The 19,602-nt window shown below is 38.2% G+C and carries 17 protein-coding genes; 10 read left to right on the forward strand and 7 right to left on the reverse strand.

Annotation, left to right across the window (positions count from 1 at the left end; translation table 11 throughout):
• Positions 1–131 precede the first annotated feature (131 nt).
• Positions 132–1,205, forward strand: a complete 1,074-nt coding sequence (alr, locus tag M2R48_RS13280; protein ID WP_262086408.1) for an alanine racemase — start codon at positions 132–134, stop codon at positions 1,203–1,205.
• Positions 1,206–1,271: 66 nt separating this feature from the next.
• Here the strand turns inward: alr and M2R48_RS13285 are convergent, their stop codons facing one another.
• From M2R48_RS13285 to M2R48_RS13305, 5 genes are all read right to left on the reverse strand, one after another.
• Entirely contained in the window at positions 1,272–1,700 is a 429-nt protein-coding gene (locus tag M2R48_RS13285; RefSeq protein ID WP_166782271.1) for a BLUF domain-containing protein, read from the reverse strand.
• A 335-nt stretch (positions 1,701–2,035) separates the two neighbouring features.
• Positions 2,036–2,770: a proteasome-type protease gene (locus tag M2R48_RS13290; RefSeq protein WP_004822453.1), complete on the reverse strand. Its 735-nt coding sequence runs from the start codon at positions 2,768–2,770 to the stop codon at positions 2,036–2,038.
• Between the two features lie 73 nt (positions 2,771–2,843).
• Positions 2,844–3,623: a transglutaminase domain-containing protein gene (locus M2R48_RS13295; RefSeq protein WP_096734428.1), complete on the reverse strand. Its 780-nt coding sequence runs from the start codon at positions 3,621–3,623 to the stop codon at positions 2,844–2,846.
• Entirely contained in the window at positions 3,620–4,228 is a 609-nt protein-coding gene (locus M2R48_RS13300; RefSeq protein ID WP_262086409.1) for an alpha-E domain-containing protein, read from the reverse strand. The genes M2R48_RS13295 and M2R48_RS13300 overlap by 4 nt, the downstream gene beginning before the upstream one ends.
• A 38-nt stretch (positions 4,229–4,266) precedes the next feature.
• Positions 4,267–5,868, reverse strand: a complete 1,602-nt coding sequence (locus tag M2R48_RS13305) for a circularly permuted type 2 ATP-grasp protein (RefSeq protein ID WP_262086410.1) — start codon at positions 5,866–5,868, stop codon at positions 4,267–4,269.
• Between the two features lie 310 nt (positions 5,869–6,178).
• Here M2R48_RS13305 and M2R48_RS13310 point away from each other — a divergent pair, with 310 nt between their 5' ends.
• Entirely contained in the window at positions 6,179–7,174 is a 996-nt protein-coding gene (locus tag M2R48_RS13310; RefSeq protein ID WP_004719313.1) for a helix-turn-helix transcriptional regulator, read from the forward strand.
• 479 nt (positions 7,175–7,653) lie between these two features.
• On the opposite strand, the gene mnmG is transcribed toward M2R48_RS13310, so the two are convergent.
• A complete protein-coding gene (mnmG, locus tag M2R48_RS13315) occupies positions 7,654–9,534 on the reverse strand; it encodes a tRNA uridine-5-carboxymethylaminomethyl(34) synthesis enzyme MnmG (protein ID WP_262086411.1) in 1,881 nt (626 codons plus the stop codon).
• Positions 9,535–9,793: 259 nt separating this feature from the next.
• Between mnmG and M2R48_RS21575 the strand changes: the two genes are divergently transcribed.
• From M2R48_RS21575 to purD, 7 genes are all read left to right on the forward strand, one after another.
• On the forward strand, positions 9,794–10,216 hold the full coding sequence (locus M2R48_RS21575) for a hypothetical protein (RefSeq protein WP_004719309.1): 423 nt from the start codon (positions 9,794–9,796) through the stop codon (positions 10,214–10,216).
• A 581-nt stretch (positions 10,217–10,797) separates the two neighbouring features.
• Positions 10,798–11,673 carry a bile acid:sodium symporter family protein gene (locus M2R48_RS13325; RefSeq protein WP_262086412.1) on the forward strand — a complete coding sequence of 292 codons (876 nt, stop codon included), beginning with the start codon at positions 10,798–10,800 and terminating at the stop codon, positions 11,671–11,673.
• A gap of 127 nt (positions 11,674–11,800) precedes the next feature.
• Positions 11,801–12,703 carry a 50S ribosomal protein L11 methyltransferase gene (gene prmA, locus M2R48_RS13330; protein WP_056511947.1) on the forward strand — a complete coding sequence of 301 codons (903 nt, stop codon included), beginning with the start codon at positions 11,801–11,803 and terminating at the stop codon, positions 12,701–12,703.
• 21 nt (positions 12,704–12,724) lie between these two features.
• Positions 12,725–13,585, forward strand: coding sequence for a zinc-ribbon and DUF3426 domain-containing protein (locus M2R48_RS13335; RefSeq protein WP_262086413.1), 861 nt, complete (start codon positions 12,725–12,727; stop codon positions 13,583–13,585).
• A gap of 375 nt (positions 13,586–13,960) precedes the next feature.
• Positions 13,961–14,230 carry a DNA-binding transcriptional regulator Fis gene (gene fis / locus M2R48_RS13340; protein ID WP_001086304.1) on the forward strand — a complete coding sequence of 90 codons (270 nt, stop codon included), beginning with the start codon at positions 13,961–13,963 and terminating at the stop codon, positions 14,228–14,230.
• A gap of 94 nt (positions 14,231–14,324) precedes the next feature.
• Positions 14,325–15,899, forward strand: a complete 1,575-nt coding sequence (gene purH / locus M2R48_RS13345) for a bifunctional phosphoribosylaminoimidazolecarboxamide formyltransferase/IMP cyclohydrolase (protein WP_262086414.1) — start codon at positions 14,325–14,327, stop codon at positions 15,897–15,899.
• 144 nt (positions 15,900–16,043) lie between these two features.
• The gene (gene purD, locus M2R48_RS13350; protein ID WP_262086415.1) at positions 16,044–17,327 is read left to right on the forward strand and encodes a phosphoribosylamine--glycine ligase; all 1,284 of its coding nucleotides are present in this window, start codon (positions 16,044–16,046) and stop codon (positions 17,325–17,327) included.
• A 94-nt stretch (positions 17,328–17,421) separates the two neighbouring features.
• On the opposite strand, the gene M2R48_RS13355 is transcribed toward purD, so the two are convergent.
• Positions 17,422–18,084 carry an RBBP9/YdeN family alpha/beta hydrolase gene (locus M2R48_RS13355; RefSeq protein WP_262086416.1) on the reverse strand — a complete coding sequence of 221 codons (663 nt, stop codon included), beginning with the start codon at positions 18,082–18,084 and terminating at the stop codon, positions 17,422–17,424.
• A 561-nt stretch (positions 18,085–18,645) separates the two neighbouring features.
• On the opposite strand from M2R48_RS13355, the gene M2R48_RS13360 reads away from it, so the two are divergent.
• Positions 18,646–19,518 (forward strand): MetQ/NlpA family ABC transporter substrate-binding protein, encoded by an 873-nt coding sequence (locus tag M2R48_RS13360; RefSeq protein WP_004719302.1) that lies wholly within the window; start codon positions 18,646–18,648, stop codon positions 19,516–19,518.
• Positions 19,519–19,602: the final 84 nt, after the last annotated feature.

Consider the following 19,602-nt stretch of genomic DNA (forward strand, 5'->3'; position numbering starts at 1 on the left):
TGTTTATTTAAAGCTGATAGGACTACAATATTTAGCGTTTTAAAGCTGCACTTTTTTTAAAGTTAGGCTTTTATCTCTATTTATGCGATTTAGCATTATTCAATCTTTGCCATTCCTCAGGAGTAACTAGGGTGCGTCAAGCAACAGTTTATATTGACAGTGCAGCACTGCAATATAATTTAAACCGAGTCAAACAACTTGCACCAAGCGCTAAAATTGTCAGTATGGTTAAAGCCAATGCATATGGACATGGCGTCAAGGACTGTTTAGCCGCCTTAAATGCGACTGATGCCTTTGGTGTCGCCTGCCTTGCTGAAGCCTTAGAGATTCGAGCATTAGGCTATCAACAACCGATTACTCTCATCGAAGGTATTTTCAGCGCTGATGAAATGATTAGTGTTCTTGAAAACAACCTTGAAATCGTTGTACATCATCAGCCACAATTGGCTTGGTTACGTGCACATAAAAAACAATATATCGACAAAGGTTTAAAAGTCTGGGTAAAACTCAATAGCGGTATGAACCGATTGGGTTTTAAGGTGGCTGAAATTATTGAAGTGATTCAATCACTCAAAGCAGAAGGCTTTACCTGTGTGCTGACCATGCATTTTGCCAATGCGGATGCGGATCATCACCCGTTAAATGAACAACAGAAAGATCAATTCTTACAGGTAAAAGCTGCTTGTGAACCGATCTTAGCTTCATGCTGCAATTCTGCTGCTATTTTTAAATGGCCTGAACTGAATTTTGATTTTGTACGTCCAGGTATCATGCTTTACGGCGCGTCTCCCTTTGCAGATCGAAGCGTTGCTGAACTAGACATCAAACCTGTCATGAGCTTTACCGCTGAAATCATCGCACTCAATCATATTCAAGCAGGTGAATCTGTAGGCTATGGCTCTACATTTGTCTCCAAAAATGAAATGGATATCGCCATTGTTTCAATAGGTTATGGGGATGGTTATCCGCGTGCTTTTCCTCAACAAAACTATGTCAGCATCAATGGTCAAATGACTGCGATCATTGGTCGTGTCGCAATGGATATGATCGCAATTGATGTCACTGGCTTAGATGCACCACTAGGTACAGTCGTTGAACTGTGGGGCAAAGATCGTTTGGTTGATGATGTGGCTGCTGCCAATGGTACGATAGGTTATGAGTTACTCTGTCGTATGAGTGCTCGCCCTATCCGTAAAAAACTTTAAACACGCGTTCTCGATTCAAGATGAAAATCCAAGCCATCGCTTGGATTTTTTAAGAGTTTTCAGATTTCAGACAAATTCTTCTGGCTGTTCAATCTCATAGAGTAGTTTAAGTAATGTCGGGATATCCTGTTCATCTAAACTTAATGGGCGAAAATGGTTATAGCCCTTACTCTCGAAGTATTGTTGAATTTTGCCATTTCGTCTCACGTATTTCATAGACCACTGTGAAAAATGCCCTTGCTCAACATGGCCTGCTCTAAACAGCTTGATCTGATGATGTCTTGGATCTTTATGTAGTTTTTCCAATACATGTAAGATAATCACTTCCTCACCTTCTAGGCATTGAAAAAAATGCTCATCTGCAAAATACAGAACGCCTTGAACTTGATGAAGTATATTAAAATCTCTCGCTTCACCTAAAATATCTCTTAAATCATTGAGTATTTGATGATGGGGTGAAGTTGTTTTACTTGCATAGCATAATTGAAAAGTCATGTAATTCTTCTATTTTTAACTTTCATTATTTATAAACAATTATTTGCGATCATACAAGCCTTAACGTTTTATTATTTAATTGTTTATCTATTCTTTTATATGGATTGCTTTAAACTAAATACATAGCAACCGTGCTCTTTAATTTTTTTAATTTAAAACAGTGATTTAATATATATTTATCATTAAAAACACAAAGTAAATCATGATCCACCTAGTCAATTGTCTCGATATAAATTTTAGAATAAAAGAAACATAGAATTGAATTTATGCGACCTCTTTATAATTTTTAATATAAAAAAAGCGAGATTAAACTCGCTTTAAAAGCACATAGAGTACTATTCAAAATAATCATTGGTCGGTTTAGGTAAATCTTGCAAACCTTTCTTTAAAGTTTCAGACCATTGTTTGCTGATGTGTTGAAAATAAGGATCACTATCGTTAATTCGCTTGCCTTTTGGTACCTCTAGGCTGTCTTTAAGATAAATCATCGCATCTAATGGCATACCAACAGATACATTTGAACGTAAAGTCGAATCAAATGAAATTAAACTACAACGTAACGCTTCATCTAAAGGCATATCATAACTTAAGGCACGATCTAAAATTGGTTTACCATATTTACTTTCACCAATTTGAAAATAAGGTGTATCACTGGTTGCAGAAATAAAATTACCTTGCGGATAAATATTATAAAGCTGCATTTCCTCTCCACTGATCTGGCCACCTACCAACAAACTACAATAATAGTTACTTTGCTCTTGAGTATCTTCAGTGACATCTGCAATGACTTTGCGCAGGGTTTGTCCAACCAACCCTGCGACCTCGAACATCGTATTCACACTATACAAATTGGGTTCTTGCTTAAGTGCCAAATGATTTTCTAAATGCCCAATCACCGCTTGTGTCGTTGCAAGGTTGCCAGAAGTTTGAATACAAATAAAGCGTTCGCCTTTTACCCCAAACGTATAAAGTTTTCGATATACAGAAATGTGATCGACTCCAGCATTGGTTCGAGTATCACTAATAAATACTAAACCTTGTTTGAGTCTTAAAGCACAGCAATACGTCATGAAACTACCTATACAACTAAATTTGAGATTAATCACATTCTGGAATTATTCACACTATTTACCATTGCCACCATTAACATGCAAGCACTTGAACAATAGAATACATGGTTTCAGTGCCACCTTGCTCTCTTACTCCACGAACGGGTGCAACATCCCAATAGTCGCGTCCAATCGCCACATAGACATGTGATTCTGGGCGGAATAATTGATTACTGACATCAATAACATGCCATTTACCGTCTAAAAATATCTCTGTCCAAGCATGACTTGCCAAATGCGATTGATTATTTACATATAAGTAACCAGAAACGTAGCGAGCTGGTACCCCCAATGCTTTCGCCATCGCAATCAAGACATGACTATGATCTTGACATACCCCTTGCCGTGCTGAAAAAGACTCCATTGCGGTATGTGTTACTGTGGTACTTGCGCTGATATAAGGCATATGTTGCAACAAAGCTTCTGCTAATTTTTGGAAATTCGCCCAACGCTTATGCGTTATATACTGTTCAGCAAAAGCAATCATTTCTGTATTGCACAAGGTTGCAGTGGTTGGCTGTAAAAAAACTACAGGCGATACCTGATCTTCGATACCAAATTGATTGTCTACATTAATATCGACAATCCCCTGCGCCATAATGGACATTTGTTGATAAGGCTCAATTTGCGAACTGGTCAACCAAACATTATCAAAAGCATCTTTTTTAATGTGTTTTTCACCGGGAACACTGACATGCCAACCCGTCACCTGTTGATGCAAATTAGACTGTGGTGTCATTTTGATATACTGAATACTATTTTTTGCCCATTCAGAATATTGGTAATGCGTTTGGTGATTAATCATCAGTTTCATAAGCGATCCAATTCAAATAATGAGTCAATATGGTCACTAAAATGATAATAATTCATACGGTCTGGTTGTTTTTTTAGTTCTTCCCAAACTTCAGGCAAACTACACATACCATGTTGATCTAAACGATCAATCAAATGATTCAATTGTGTCAAAGTCACTGATTTATCTTGATTCAGACGTAATTGACGATCAAATTGTTCCATTTTTTGCCCTAAGCTAAAAAATAGAAACAATAATTCATCATCCTCTGCCTCTAAAACATCATTACATTCTTCACAAACATCACAAATAAAACCAGCATTTTGCTCTGCCTGTTGTAATAACTGATTTAATTCGGCAAAGGACTGTGCTGAAATCACCCCACGTAAATCATGAATATTATTTTTGGCACATAAAAAATGCTGATGAAATGATGCAGGTTGCTCATTGTCTAAAATCAATTCATTTAAAGAACTTGCATCAAATGCGGGTAAACAAAAAGCATGTGCATAGTCTAAAGCCAATTCATTGGTTTTAAATGGAAATTGACTACACAAATATTGAATACGGGTTAAATAGCGTCCTAACCAAAATATATTCTGTGCATTGGTACTGAGTAAAATCATGTTTGCTCTCCTTTGGCTGGGATTATTTGAAGGTGGGGCTAAATTGAATATTCATCAATTACCCATGTATCCTTAATTCCACCACCTTGTGATGAGTTGACCACCAGTGAACCTTGTTGCATCGCAACACGAGTCAAGCCACCTGGAACAATTTCTATGCGTTCTGGTGAGCTGAGAATAAATGGTCGTAAATCAATATGACGTTCAGCAATTCCTTGGGAAGTTAGTGTTGGTGCAACAGATAAATTTAAGGTGGGTTGAGCGATATACGCAGAGGGTGAAGCCATTAACTTCATTTTAAATAGGTCAATTTCTTGTTCAGTTGCTTTAGGACCGATGAGCATCCCATAACCACCTGAACCTTGAGCCTCTTTTACCACCAATTGATCCAGATTTGCCAAAACATAATCCAAAGCTTCAGCTTCACGGCATTGATACGTCGGTACATTGGACAAAATTGGTTTTTCATTTAAATAATAAGCAATCATTTGATCCACATAGGGATAAATCGACTTATCATCTGCAACGCCTGTACCAGGTGCATTAGCAATCACCACATTTCCACTTAAATAAGCAGACATTAGCCCTGCAACACCTAAAGTGCTATCAGGTCTAAAGCTTAATGGGTCTAAAAAACCATCATCCAAACGCCTATAAACTACATCAACCTGTTGACGCCCACGGATAGTTTTCACATAAACCTTGTTGTTTTCAACAAAAAGATCACGTGATGTCACCAATGGCACACCCATTTCCCTTGCTAAAAATGAATGTTCATAATAGGCGCTGTTATAACGTCCAGGTGTTAAAACCACGATTGTGGGGCAATCTACTTTTGAATTTTCAGCCAAAACATCACGCAGCAATTGTGGATACAACTCAATATTGGCAACGTGTTGATTGCATAATTCAGGCATAAGTTTTTGACTCATCTTACGACTTTCAAGCATATAGGACACACCTGAAGGCGTACGTAGATTATCTTCTAAGACAAAAAACTCACCTTTGCAGTCCCGAACAATATCAATTCCACTGATTTGACTGTAAATATTTCCATTCAAGCGATGATTCATCATCACTGGTTGATAAGCTTCATGAGAAAGCACTTGTACTGCTGGGATTAAACCTTCTTTTAAAATATTTTGTTGATTATAGATATCCGCTAAAAATAGGTTTAAGGCTTGAATACGTTGTGTACAGCCTGCTGCAATCTTGTTCCACTGTTGCTTGGCAATCACACGCGGAATTAAATCAAATGGTATGGTGCGATCAATTCCCGATGTTTCACCATAAACCGCAAAAGTAATTCCTTGATATAAAAAATGCGCTTTGGCTGTTTCATTGAGTTTTTCAAGTTGGTAAATGCTGTGTTGAGATAACCAATCTTCGATTTTTTCAGCAGTTTCGGGCGAAAGAACCTGATCATCCGTCATTTCATTAAAAAAAACCGAGTTCATCTGTTTAAGTAAATGATGTGAGGCTTGTTGTGCATCGATATTTAGATTAATGGCCTGTTGAATATTTCCTATCTGTTGTTGATTCGTCGTTTCAGTTTTTTCTTCTGCCTCAGCAATTGGCAAAGCGAAGCGATCTGCATAATTCTCATTGCTTGAATTTGTATCTATGGTTTCTTTTAGCATACAAACCTCTTTTTATCTTCTCTAATGGCTTCTTTAATAATGCAATATCAATGCCAAAATATTATTAAATCGCCATATCCTGTATTCTTCACCTGTACAATTAAATCTTTCTGGCTCAGTTTTATTAATTCATTATTTGCTATTGCACTCAATGTGAGTTTTGATCGAACTTGTTTCAAAATTTTTTAGCTAATATTTTCAACACCTAAGCGACTAGTCACAGGATATAACTTGCAGAATCAGTTTTAATTTTCTATTGTGTAGCTGATTTATTTCCCTTAAACATTCACGATTCCATTGATACCAAACCATGTCTGCACAAGAAAAAGAAACTTCCAATAGCCTCTATCGCCAATGGCAAATCCTGTCCCGACTCTCTACCGGGAAGTGGATGGGCACACGTGAATTACAAGAAGTTTTAGAACGTGAAGGGATCGAAATCAGTTTACGTACGATTCAACGTGATCTAAATCAGATTGCTCAACGCTTTCCTATCGAGAGTAACAAAACCGTACCACAAGGCTGGCGTTGGCGTTCAGATGCCCCGATTCAAAGTCTGCCGCATATGACCAGCTCGCAAGCAGTCACGTTTATGATGGTTGAAGAACATTTAAAACACCTGCTTCCACCGAGTTTAATTGATGAAATGAACCCTTGGTTCGATTTGGCACGGCGTAGCCTTTCTACGCAGAACAATGTTCGACAATGGATTAACCGTGTTCGAATTGTGCCTGCAAGCCAACCAGTAATCCCACCTCTGGTGGAAAGACATGCACAGCAAGCCATTTATGAAGGACTACTACAAGATAAACAAATTGAATGTGTCTATCGTGCACGTGGTTATCAGGGTGAAGAAAAAACCTATACTCTAAATCCTTTAGGTTTGGTTCAAAAAGGTGCAATTATTTATTTGATTTGTACACGTCATGACAAGACAGAAGTTCAAACCTTTGCATTACATCGTTTTAAATCTGCAACTGTTTTAGATTTACGTGCTTTACACCCTGTCAAATTTGATATTGATGAATATATCGATTCTGGTGCGCTTGGCTTTAGAGTCGATTTTTCTCGACCGACCGAAAATGTTGAATTAAAATTAGTCATGCACGAAGATGATGCACAATACTTCACGGAGAGCCAACTCAGTAAAGAGCAAAAAGTTGAACAACTCAATGAAGAGTTGTATCAAGTCAGTGCTGTAGTCCCGTTTACCTCACAATTGGTATGGTGGTTAAGAAGTTTTGGTAAAAAGATAGTCCGAATTGAGCCTGTTGAAGTGTTTAATGCGGTACATGAAATTGAATAATCTAGCAGCTTCATCCAAGCCAAGATAATCAAAATAAAAAGAGCCTTTCGGCTCTTTGATTTATTGTTTTGATTGTTGTTTTTAAATTTTATTGTTTTTGCGCTGATATAAAACCCATGTCACATTTTTACATGTCCACAAGACATGGGATTTATTGGAGTATGTTAAACATCAAATGTTACAGCACGCAAGTTCAGCACTATTGTAGCGGATTGATTTCATTGTCATGGTGTTCACCTCTCTTTTGAATGTAAATTGACTATAGCGATGATTTTGCAAACTGAAAAATAATTAAAACTGCTTTGTTTTTCATCAATTCTGTTTAGGAGTTATTTTTATAAAGTTAGAGTGGATCTGTGTATTTAAAATATGCCTTTAAAAATAAATCGTAAATTGAGCCTTAACAAAGATAAGCTAGACAAGACAAGCTAGAGACAATAAAAAACCCGCATAAAGCGGGTTTTTTACAATTCAACATCTTAAGCTGATTTTCTCGCTTGGTTATTTTTACGAATTGTAATCATCACCAATTGAACAGCAGCAGGTGTTACACCCGGAATACGGCTGGCTTGTGCCAATGTTTCAGGTAATACATTTTTCAGTTTCATGGTGATTTCACGAGAAAGTCCTGAAACGATATCATAATCAAAATCAGCTGGAATTTTGGTATCTTCCAAACGCTTCATTTGCGCAACATCTTCTTGCTGACGGTTAATATAACCTTCATATTTCACAGCAATTTCAATCTGCTCACCGACAAATGCAGATACTTCAGAACCAGTTAATTCAGCAATTTGTGAAAAATTGATGTTTGGGCGTTTAAGTAAATCGATTGCAGAACATTCTTTAGAAAGATCAGCACCTGTCAATTCAACGAATTTTTTACCCATTGGATTGTTCGGTGCAGCCCAAAGGTGTTGTAAACGACCTGTTTCTTTTTCAACTGCTTCCATTTTTTCACAATAAGAAGCCCAACGTTCATCATCAACCAAGCCCATTTCACGGCCAATTGCTGTTAAACGTTGATCAGCATTATCTTCACGAAGCATCAAACGATATTCCGCACGAGAGGTAAACATACGATACGGTTCTTTGGTACCTAAGGTAATCAAATCATCGACCAAAACGCCCATATACGCTTCATCACGTTTAGGGGTCCATTGCTCTTGATCCCATGCACGACGGGCAGCATTTAAGCCCGCCAATAAACCTTGTGCACCAGCTTCTTCATAACCTGTTGTACCGTTAATTTGACCTGCAAAATACAAGTTATTAATCGATTTGGTTTCAAGTGAGAATTTCAAAGACTGCGGGTTGAAATAATCATATTCAATTGCATAGCCTGGGCGAAGAATGTGTGCATTCTCCATACCACGGATTGAGCGTACCAACTCAAACTGCACATCAAATGGTAAAGATGTTGAAATTCCGTTTGGATAAAGCTCGTGTGTATCCAAACCTTCTGGCTCAAGAAATACCTGATGCGAATCTTTATCTGCAAATTTATGAATTTTATCTTCAATCGATGGGCAATAACGTGGACCTACACCTTCAATCACCCCGGTATACATCGGCGAACGGTCTAAACCACCACGAATAATCTCATGAGTACGCGCATTGGTATGCGTGATATAGCAATTTACTTGCTCAGGATGCATCGAAGCATCCCCCATAAATGACATGGTTGGTGATGGGAAATCACCCGGTTGTGGAATCATCACAGAAAAATCGACAGAACGCGCATCAATACGTGGTGGTGTACCAGTTTTTAAACGACCTACTGGCAGGTTTAATTCACGTAAACGAGCTGCTAACGAAATTGATGGTGGATCGCCTGCTCGTCCACCTGACGAATTATTTAGGCCAACGTGAATCACGCCACCTAAGAATGTACCTGTGGTTAACACCACAGTTTTCGCATCAAAGCGAATACCCATTTGGGTCACTACACCTTTAACTGTATCGCCTTCAACAATTAAGTCATCTGCAGATTGTTGAAAAACATCTAAATTGGCTTGATTTTCAAGTGTATGACGAATCGCGGCTTTATAACGGATACGGTCAGCTTGTGCACGAGTTGCACGTACAGCTGCGCCTTTACGCGAGTTCAAAATACGAAATTGAATACCGCCCTTATCCGCAGCCAATGCCATTGCACCACCTAAGGCATCAATTTCGCGAACAAGGTGAGATTTACCAATACCACCAATGGCTGGGTTACAGCTCATCTGCCCTAAAGTCTCAATGTTATGAGTCAAAAGCAGAGTCTGTCGACCCATACGCGCCGCAGCGAGTGCCGCTTCCGTACCTGCGTGACCGCCACCGATAACAATGACATCGTAAACTTTAGGATAATGCATAGTGATAAATGAGAGATAAAAGAATGACAGGAAATTATAGCAAAATTTTACTTCTAGTTTTAGGCAGTTTTACAAATATTATTTCCATCAATCATGCGTATGAACGATTAAACATCTCTTATACATAGGCAACATAAATTGACACTTCGTTTCATGACTGCCCTACAAATAGAATTTAACTTATCAAAAACTCACGATACGATAGACAATACACGGACAAATTATTTTTTTCGAGACTTTATATATAAGGAATATCATGATGAAAAATACCATGTCTAAAGTAATTACAGCATCTTTACTCAGTTGTGTTGCATTTAGTTTTGCCCATGCTGCTGATGAAAACACCAGCAAAGCCGAAGTGAAAAAGCAAATTCAAGTATGTGCCAAGAAAAAACAAGGTGACTGGGTCACCTACGCCAACAAAGGTGTAACTTTTAACGGTACATGTGAACCAAATGAAAATGGTAAATTACAATTTAGCTTCCCAGCACCTGCAGGTGGCAACCCAACTGCCGCTGCTGCAGCGCCTGAACCAGCCATTGAAAACCGCCCAGCTGTAGAACAATCTGCTCCAGCGAGTGCCGATGCACCAGCAACAAATGATGCATCACAAGCAGAACAACCTGCAATGGAGCAACCGAGTCAAGCCGCTCCAAGCGAAGATCCGATCCAAGCGCAATAATCTGCTTTAGGCATAAATACGTGCTTTTATAAATAGCATGTATGAGCAAAAAAGGTGTTCCATTAAAAATGGAGCACCTTTTTTATTTCAAGTCTGTGCGTAGACTTGATTAATATCAGTATCCATATAGTTTTACGTCTACGATGAATCAATTGTTATTCGGCCTAATGCTATATATTTAAAACACATATTTTCAAGAAGATTTCTGAGTCATAGATTTCATTTTTCAATTCGATACCTTTCGATTACACTCAAATCGAGAACAGAATATTCACATATTGAATCAGGGTCTGTTGACAAATCGTCTATGTTTGCGACTACGTGTATTTTTTAGGCGATACTAGGCGCGAAATATGAAATTTAGTCATTCTAAATGAGTAATTCGTAACGACGTAGCGGCAAAAAACACGCTAGTCCCGAAGGGTTGTGGCTAAAATTATCTCAGTCTTCGTTATAAAACTCGAAAATAGTCTCGCTATTCTCTTCGTTTTCTGCCTTGCCTGCTCAATTTTCGCCTACAACGCAAGCCATTTATGAAATGTCAACAGACCCTAATGTAAAACAACAAAAAGGATGAAACTATGGATTCAGGGATAATTACCATAATGCTTCCCCTCGCTCTCGCCATTATTATGATTGGACTAGGTTTAGAACTTACTCCAAAAGATTTTGCGCGAGTTTCTAAACACCCTAAAGCTGTATTGATTGCGTTATTCTGTCAATTGGTACTTTTGGTCGGTATCGCTTTTATCATTTGTAAGGTGCTTGCACTCCCGCCTTTGCTTGCCGTAGGTTTAATGTTGCTTGCAGCCTCACCTGGAGGAAGTACCGCCAATCTATTTAGCTATTTATTTAAAGGTGACATTGCACTTAATATTACCTTAACTGCAATTAACTCGGTCATTGCTGCCTTCACCTTGCCTTTGATCGTAAACTTTTCGATTCAGTACTTTATGAATGATGGGCAACAAATCACCATGCAGTTCAGTAAAATACTGCAAGTCTTTGCAATTATTTTAATTCCTGTGTGTATCGGCATGCTCATTCGACATTATGCACCACACTTTACTGAAAAATTAAGTAAACCTTTGCGAATTTTTTCAGTGGTGTTTTTGATTCTCATTATTATTGGGGCAATCACCAAAGAACGTGCACATATCATGGAATACCTAACTCAAGTCGGCCTAGCCACGGTGATTTTCTGTATTTGCAGTCTGGTTATTGGCTACTTTGTTCCAAGATTGCTCGGTATTAATAGTGCTCAAGCACGCGCATGTGCATTTGAGATCGGCATTCATAATAGTACCTTAGCCATGACGATTGCATTGACTGTCATTGCAAATTCTACTGTCGCAATGCCTGCCGCGGTTTACTCAATCTTTATGTATATTTTTGCTGCTATTTTTGGTGCCTTAATTTCAAGACGTGCAGCAACTGAAACTGAACCTGCGATATAAAGCCATCATATGCCTCAACTAAAATGGATGCTTAAGCATCCATTTTTTATTTTGCTACTGAATATAAGCGTAACTTCCCAGTTTCGGCTACAATACTGCCTTTAAGAAAACGATTTAGGTCTTTGCCGTGAAGTGGTTACAAATTCATATTACTGTAGAACAAGCTCAAGTTGAATTTACTGAAACCTTGTTAAGTTCTTTAGGCGCAGTCAGCGTGACATTAGATGATGCTGAAAACCAAGACTTGCTTGAACCACTCCCAGGTGAAACTCCGCTGTGGAATAAAGTGATTGTTACAGGAATCTACGCGCAAGAAGAAGGCGAAGACATTGATGTAACAGCACTAGAAACATTTATTCGCACCCAACTCCCAACTGAACCGATGCGCAGTGAATTTCTTGAAGACCAAGTATGGGAGCGTTCTTGGATGGATTACTATGAACCAATTCAAATTGGTGAAAAGTATTGGATCGTACCTGAATGGATAGAGCCACCAGAAGCGGATGCAGTCAATATCAAACTTGATCCAGGCTTAGCATTTGGTACGGGTAACCATGCATCTACTTTCCTTTGTCTACAATGGTTAGGCAAAACCGATGTTAAAGATAAAGTCGTGATTGATTATGGTTGTGGTTCAGGCATCCTCGGTGTTGCAGCACTGCTTTTAGGTGCAAAGAAAGTCTATGCAACAGATATCGATCCACAAGCCGTCTTGGCAACCAAACAAAATGCTGAGCTGAATGGTGTTCTTGAAAATCTTTATGTTGGATTACCTGAAGAGTTCAATGCAGAATTTAAAAACCAACAGGCGGATATTTTAGTTGCAAATATTCTGGCAGGCCCACTTATGTCACTTGCTAAAGAATTCTCAACTTTGATTAAATCTGAGGGAGAGTTCGCACTTGCTGGTGTAATTGAAGAGCAAGTTACTGATGTTTCTAGTATTTATTCTGAATTTTTTGATATAGTAGAAGTCGAGAAGCGTGAAGAAACCTGGTGCAGAATTTCTGGGTCGCGTAAGGCTGTTTAATCTATGAAAATATAAATATTTATGACCGAAAAACAAACCCGATGCCCAAATTGTGCTTCAGTTTATAAAGTATCAGTTACGCAACTCACTGTTGCGCAGGGTATGGTTTGTTGTCCGAAATGTTCACATAATTTTAATGCATTAATCCATCTACAAAACAGTCAACCTGCTCAACCCAAGATCGATCCTGAGACTGTCGTGCAAAATCAGGCACAAAATCTCATTACGACGAAACGACAAATCGAAACCAATGTCTTAGATATTTTTAATCGTAAAATTGAAAACTCCAATATTGATTTAAGAACATACTTAAACAATTTGAATTATTTCAACAATGAACCGGTCAATAACATTCCAAGCTTAAACCTATCACAAGGTTTAAATAACCACGGGCAACATTTAGTAAAACCCAAAAGTACGTTTTATTATCTGGCTTGGAGCTTGATCAATCTTGCTTTACTCAGCATTTTATTATTTCAAATCCTTTGGTTTAATCCCAACTTAACTGATCGTTATCCGTTTTTAAATACTGTTTTTACCCAAACCTGTGCCGTCTTACAGTGTGATACTGTTGATCAACGCTATAAACAAATTGTGATTAGTCACCTTAAAGTTAAAGCACTTGGTAGAGACGAGACGCAATTCTCAGGTCAACTCAATAACCAATATTCTAAAAGCTTAGAGTTACCATTAATAAGAGTCACCTTAAAAGCTCAAAATAAGGTCATTGCTACACATGTGATTACACCTGAGCAATATCTGATTGAAAGTTTAGTTGGAATTAAGCGTATTCCTAAAAATAGCCCATATCCTTTTAAATTTGTTGTTACAGAGCCAAGAAAAAGTTTTGATCAGTACCAATTAGACATTATTCACCCTTAAAATTAAAAAAAATTATAAAAAAATGAAAAAAAATGTAGTTTTCTTGCTCATTTTTTCTTAGACAATGGTATCATACGCGCCACGAAAGCTTTGTCCTGCAAACTCCTCGCATTTTTTCAAAAAAAATACTGTTTTGTTATGTGCTTTATATCCAATATCGCGCAAGTAGAACATTTTTTTGTTTAAAAGAGTGTTGTAACAAATATTAATCTATTGTTACGCTTATTTTTCACTCAACTCGACGATTTGTGGCAAGCTAATTGTTCTTGTTTTAGAGCCAACCGTTTTAGGATCTAAAACGGAGCTCAGATTTTTTTAGACCACATTTATATATTACTTTACCCAAGTAATATTTTGATTTTCGGATTAACTCGCATGAATAGCAAATCTCCTATTTTTACTGCACAATCTGACGTCGCTCTTCGTATTCACGTAGATCGCGCAGTTCGTCACTATTTTGCACAATTGCAAGGTGAGCAACCATCACAAGTGTACGACATGGTGCTAGCAGAAATGGAGAAACCTCTTTTATCTGTTGTCTTAGAATACACACGCGGGAATCAGACTCGCGCTGCTGAGATTCTCGGACTGAACCGTGGCACTTTACGCAAAAAGTTAAAAGCTCACGGTTTAATGAGTGAATAAATGATAAAATGCTCACGGCTTGCGTGGGCATTTTTTTTACCTATATTTTGCCTACCTGTTCAATCTCTAGACTTAAAAACTGTTGACGAAGATCATGACTATTAAACGCGCTTTAATCTCTGTTTCTGATAAAACCGGGATCGTTGAATTTGCCCAGAACCTTGTTGCTCTTGGGGTGGAAATTTTATCTACTGGCGGTACATATAAGTTGCTTAAAGACAACAATGTGGCTGTAGTTGAAGTTTCAGAGCACACAGGCTTCCCAGAAATGATGGATGGTCGTGTAAAAACACTGCATCCTAAAATTCATGGAGGCATTTTGGCTCGTCGTGGTCTAGACGAAGCTGTCATGGCTGAACACAACATCGATGCAATCGATCTCGTTGTCGTAAACCTTTATCCTTTTGCTGCTACTGTTGCTAAACCAGACTGCTCGCTTGCAGATGCAATTGAAAATATTGACATTGGTGGCCCAACAATGGTTCGTGCAGCTGCGAAAAACCATGCTTCAGTGGGGATCATCGTAAATGCAACTGATTATGAAACTGTAATTGCAGAACTTAAAGCGGATGGTGCTTTATCTTATGCGACTCGTTTCGATTTAGCGGTTAAAGCATTTGAACATACTGCCCAGTATGACGGCATGATTGCTTCTTACCTCGGTGCACGTGTTGGTAAAGAAGACGGTCAAGCTGATAAATTTGCTCGTACTTTCAATACCCAGTTAAATAAAGTACAAGATCTTCGTTATGGTGAAAATCCACATCAATCCGCTGCTTTCTATGTAGAATCGACTGCAACTGAAGCATCGGTTTCAACTGCTAAGCAGTTACAAGGTAAAGAACTTTCTTATAACAATATCGCGGATACAGATGCAGCACTTGAATGTGTCAAATCATTTGCAAAACCAGCGTGCGTCATTGTTAAACATGCAAATCCATGTGGTGTTGCAGTATCGTTAGATGGTCTTAAAGCTGCATACGATCTTGCTTATGCAACTGACCCAGAATCAGCATTTGGTGGCATCATTGCATTTAACCGTGAGTTAGATGTTGTTACAGCTCAAGCAATTGTTGACCGTCAATTTGTTGAAGTGATTATTGCACCAAGTATTGCCGATGGCGTACTTGAAGTAACTGGCGCAAAGAAAAATGTTCGTGTTCTGGTATGTGGCGAACTTCCTAAAATTGATGAACGTGCTTCACAATACGATTATAAACGAGTCAATGGCGGTTTATTGGTTCAAGACCAAGACCTCGGCATGATCACCAAAGATGATCTTAAAGTAGTGACTAAGCGTGCCCCTACTGAAGCAGAAATTGATGATTTAATCTTTGCTTGGAAAGTTGCCAAATACGTTAAATCCAATGCTATTGTTTATGCTAAAGGCCGTCAAACCATTGGTGTCGGTGCTGGTCAAATGAGCCGTGTAAACTCTGCACGTATCGCAGCGATCAAAGCTGAACATGCAGGTTTAGTGGTTGAAGGTGCTGTTATGGCATCTGATGCATTCTTCCCATTCCGTGATGGTATTGATAACGCTGCAAAAGCCGGTATCAAATGTATTATTCAACCAGGTGGTTCAATGCGTGATGAAGAAACAATTGCAGCAGCAGATGAAGCTGGTATTGCAATGGTCTTCACGGGTATGCGTCATTTCCGTCACTAATTCACAATAAATCATTATTTAAAAATCCCCCTAAGTCCCTCTTTTCATAAGAGGGACTTGTCACGAACTACAGGACTCTTTAAATTCGTGATACCCCTTCCTATATAAAGGGAGGTTGGGAGGGATTAAAAAAGGATACATAAGATGAACATATTAGTTTTGGGTAGTGGTGGTCGTGAACATGCATTGGCATGGAAAATTGCGCAAGACGACCAAGTCACTAAAATTTTTGTTGCACCAGGAAACGCGGGTACAGCAACTGAACATAAATGTGAAAATGTTGCTTTAGATATTCTCAACAACCCTGCCATTATCGACTTTGCAAAAAATAATGCCGTCGACCTCATTATTGTTGGTCCTGAAGCACCGCTTGTAAATGGTGTGGTTGATGCAGGACGAGCAGCTGGCCTTAAAATTTGGGGACCAACCCAATTTGCAGCACAACTTGAAGGCTCTAAAGCTTTCGCCAAACACTTTTTAAAACGTCATAACATTCCTACAGCATTCTATGATGTATTCACTGAAGTGGATGCAGCCAAAGCATTTGTAGAAAAAAATGGCGCACCAATCGTAATTAAGGCAGATGGCCTTGCTGCGGGTAAAGGCGTCATTGTTGCGATGACCAATCAAGAAGCGTTTGATGCAATTGATGACATGCTTGCAGGCAATAAATTTGGTGATGCAGGTTCGCGTGTTGTTATTGAAGAATTCCTTGATGGTGAGGAAGCATCGTTCATTTGTATGATTGATGGTGACAACATCCTTCCTATGGCAACGTCACAAGACCATAAACGTATCTTTGAAGCTGACCAAGGTCCAAATACGGGTGGTATGGGTGCATATTCCCCTGCCCCAGTTGTGACTGCAGATGTTTTTGACAGAGTCATGAAAGAAGTCATGCGTCCAACCGTAGATGGTATGAAAGCTGATGGTCATATTTATACAGGTTTCTTGTATGCTGGTTTGATGATCGACGAGCAAGGACAACCTCGTGTCATTGAATTTAACTGCCGTTTTGGTGACCCAGAAACTCAACCGATCATGATGCGCTTAAAATCTTCTTTGGTTGATTTAGTTGAAGCCGGTATTGCTGGTAACCTACCCGCTGAAGCTGAGTGGGATGAGCGTAAAACTGTTGGTATTGTGCTTGCGTCTAAAGGCTATCCTGAAACTTCGAGCAAAGATGACGTGATTTCGGGTTTAGATACCCAAATGACAGATGCGAAAATTTTCCATGCAGGTACAGCAAACAATGCCAATGGTGATGTAGTGACTGCTGGCGGTCGTGTACTTTGCGTAACAGCGTTAGGCAACACAATTGGTGAAGCGCAAGCAAAAGCCTTGGAACTTTGCCAAAAAGTGACTTTTGATGGTGTCCAATACCGTAAAGATATTGGTTACCGTGCGATTGTTCGTGAAAATGCTTAAACTCGATTGAGTTGTAAAACCCGCCTAGGCGGGTTTTTTATTTGGTAAATCTTTAGTGAGTAATGCTCTTCCAGAATAATAAATATAAGATTAATTACCTTGATTGATTTTTCACTGAATCATTTGAATCACCGACCTCCTCAACACCACCAATGACCATTTGAAGCCAATCTAATAATTGAGGAAATTCCCGATACCCATCACTGGCTAGAAAATGTCCAGCATTGGAAATAATTTCATATGGAAACTCCAATTTTTCTGCCAGCGAGATACTTAAATCAGTTGGAACATATTGATCATTACTCGATATAAACATCTTCCGATGCAATATTTTATTTTTAAAAGAAAAATCCTTATTCGTCTCAGCGATATATGAATCCAGTTGAGGTAATACTGCCAATTTATTCGAAAATCCAGATACACAGACAACACCGCCTATCTGTTGAAAATCAGATTCAGATAGAAAATCAAGCAGTGTAATACATCCCAAACTGTGCGCAACAAAAAATGTATGCTGATCAATTTGAGCAACATTATTTTTTAAGGTTTGCTTCCACTGTAAAAGCTTTGGATTGCTGGAGTTAGGCAATGCGATCTTTACAACTTTAGTATTTTTATCTTGTAAATTTTCCTCAAGATAATTAAACCAATGATCATCCACTTTTGCTCCATAACCATGAATGATATAGACATTATTTTGAGCATATGCAGTATTTAGCAATAAAAAACTGCTTAAAAGAAAGATGATTAATTTCATTTATCGATCTCTTTGAGTTAGATAAGATCTCCATGCTAAAGTATGACAGCGGTGTCAATGTCAATCACTGTTTGAATAAAATCCCCCCATTTCGCCTAGCAATCCCTAATAATATTTATCAATGCACTACTAGTAGGTACAGATCTAAGTTTATTTTACTTATTCAAAAAAAAGATAATAAATCCTAAAAAATTTATATATTATGAATAAGTATAAAATTTAAACATTTATCGTTTAACATTCAACAAAAGCATTTGTTTTCTTTATTAAATTAATAAAAACATTGATATTCAAACAACGACATCGCTACCCAATGTCAACACGTAGCCACTATGTATAATTTTCATTTATTGATATGATAAACAAATCTTTAGAGTCTGTTTTAAACAATTAAAATTCTTTTAAAACATACTGCTAATACTCAAATGTAAAGAATATAGATAGCGCAATCAGACAAGTACGTCACCGCATTATTTATTTTCAAAATGTTAAAAATTCGATTTAAATGATCGAGAATGCAAAGGACAAAATTCTACTGCATTTGCTACTTAGGACTTATTCATGAAAAAGCTGTTTGGCGTTTTACTTAGCGCGTCTGTGCTCACTCTTTCTGCTTGTGGAAAACAAGAAGCTCCAAAAAATGATGCTGCCCAAGCAGATGCAGGTAAAGAACAAGTCGTTACCATGGCTTCTACAGGTTCAGATGCAGATATTTGGCGCTATATCGCAACATTACCAGAAACAAAACAAGCTGGAATTAAATTAGAAGTTAAAAACTTCACTGACTATGTTGCAATGAATACTGCTGTTGCGAACAAAGAAGTCGATATTAATGCATTCCAATCTTATGCATATCTTGTTGCTTTCAATCAATCAAACAAAGAAAAAATTGCACCAATCTCTACAACATATTTAGAGCCAATGGGCATTTACTCTAGTAAAATTAAAAAAGTTGAAGAATTTGCCAACGGCGCAACCATTGCTATTCCAAATGATGGCGCAAATGAATCACGCGCATTGTTACTTTTACAATCCGCTGGTCTTATCAAATTGAAAGATGGCTTTGATTTAGTCAAAGGCACACCTGCTGATATTACTGAAAATGCGAAGAAAATTGTCATCAAACCTATTCAAATGGCGACTGCGGTACGTGCTAAAGATGAAGTTGATGCAATTGTTTTAGGTAATACTTTAGCAATGGAAGGCGGTTTAAACGTGCTTAAAGATTCGGTTTATTATGAGCCAGTTGACCAAACAACCAAAATGAATGTCAACGTACTTGCTGTTGCAGATGCACGTAAAGACGATGCCCTTTTGAAAAAAGTGGGTGAGTTATATCATGTTCCTGCTGTAGGTAAATATGTTCAAGAACACTTCGGTGGAACTAAAGTTGATGTGAATAAACCTGTAAGCTATCTTACAGAATCAAAATAGTTTTATAATGGATCAGGTCTATTGACCATTCTTTTATGAAAGGTCTACAGGCCCTCATAAAACAGGCAAAGTGAATTTGCCTGT

It is taken from the genome of Acinetobacter sp. I-MWF, assembly GCF_025433935.1.
GTDB lineage: Bacteria > Pseudomonadota > Gammaproteobacteria > Pseudomonadales > Moraxellaceae > Acinetobacter > Acinetobacter guillouiae.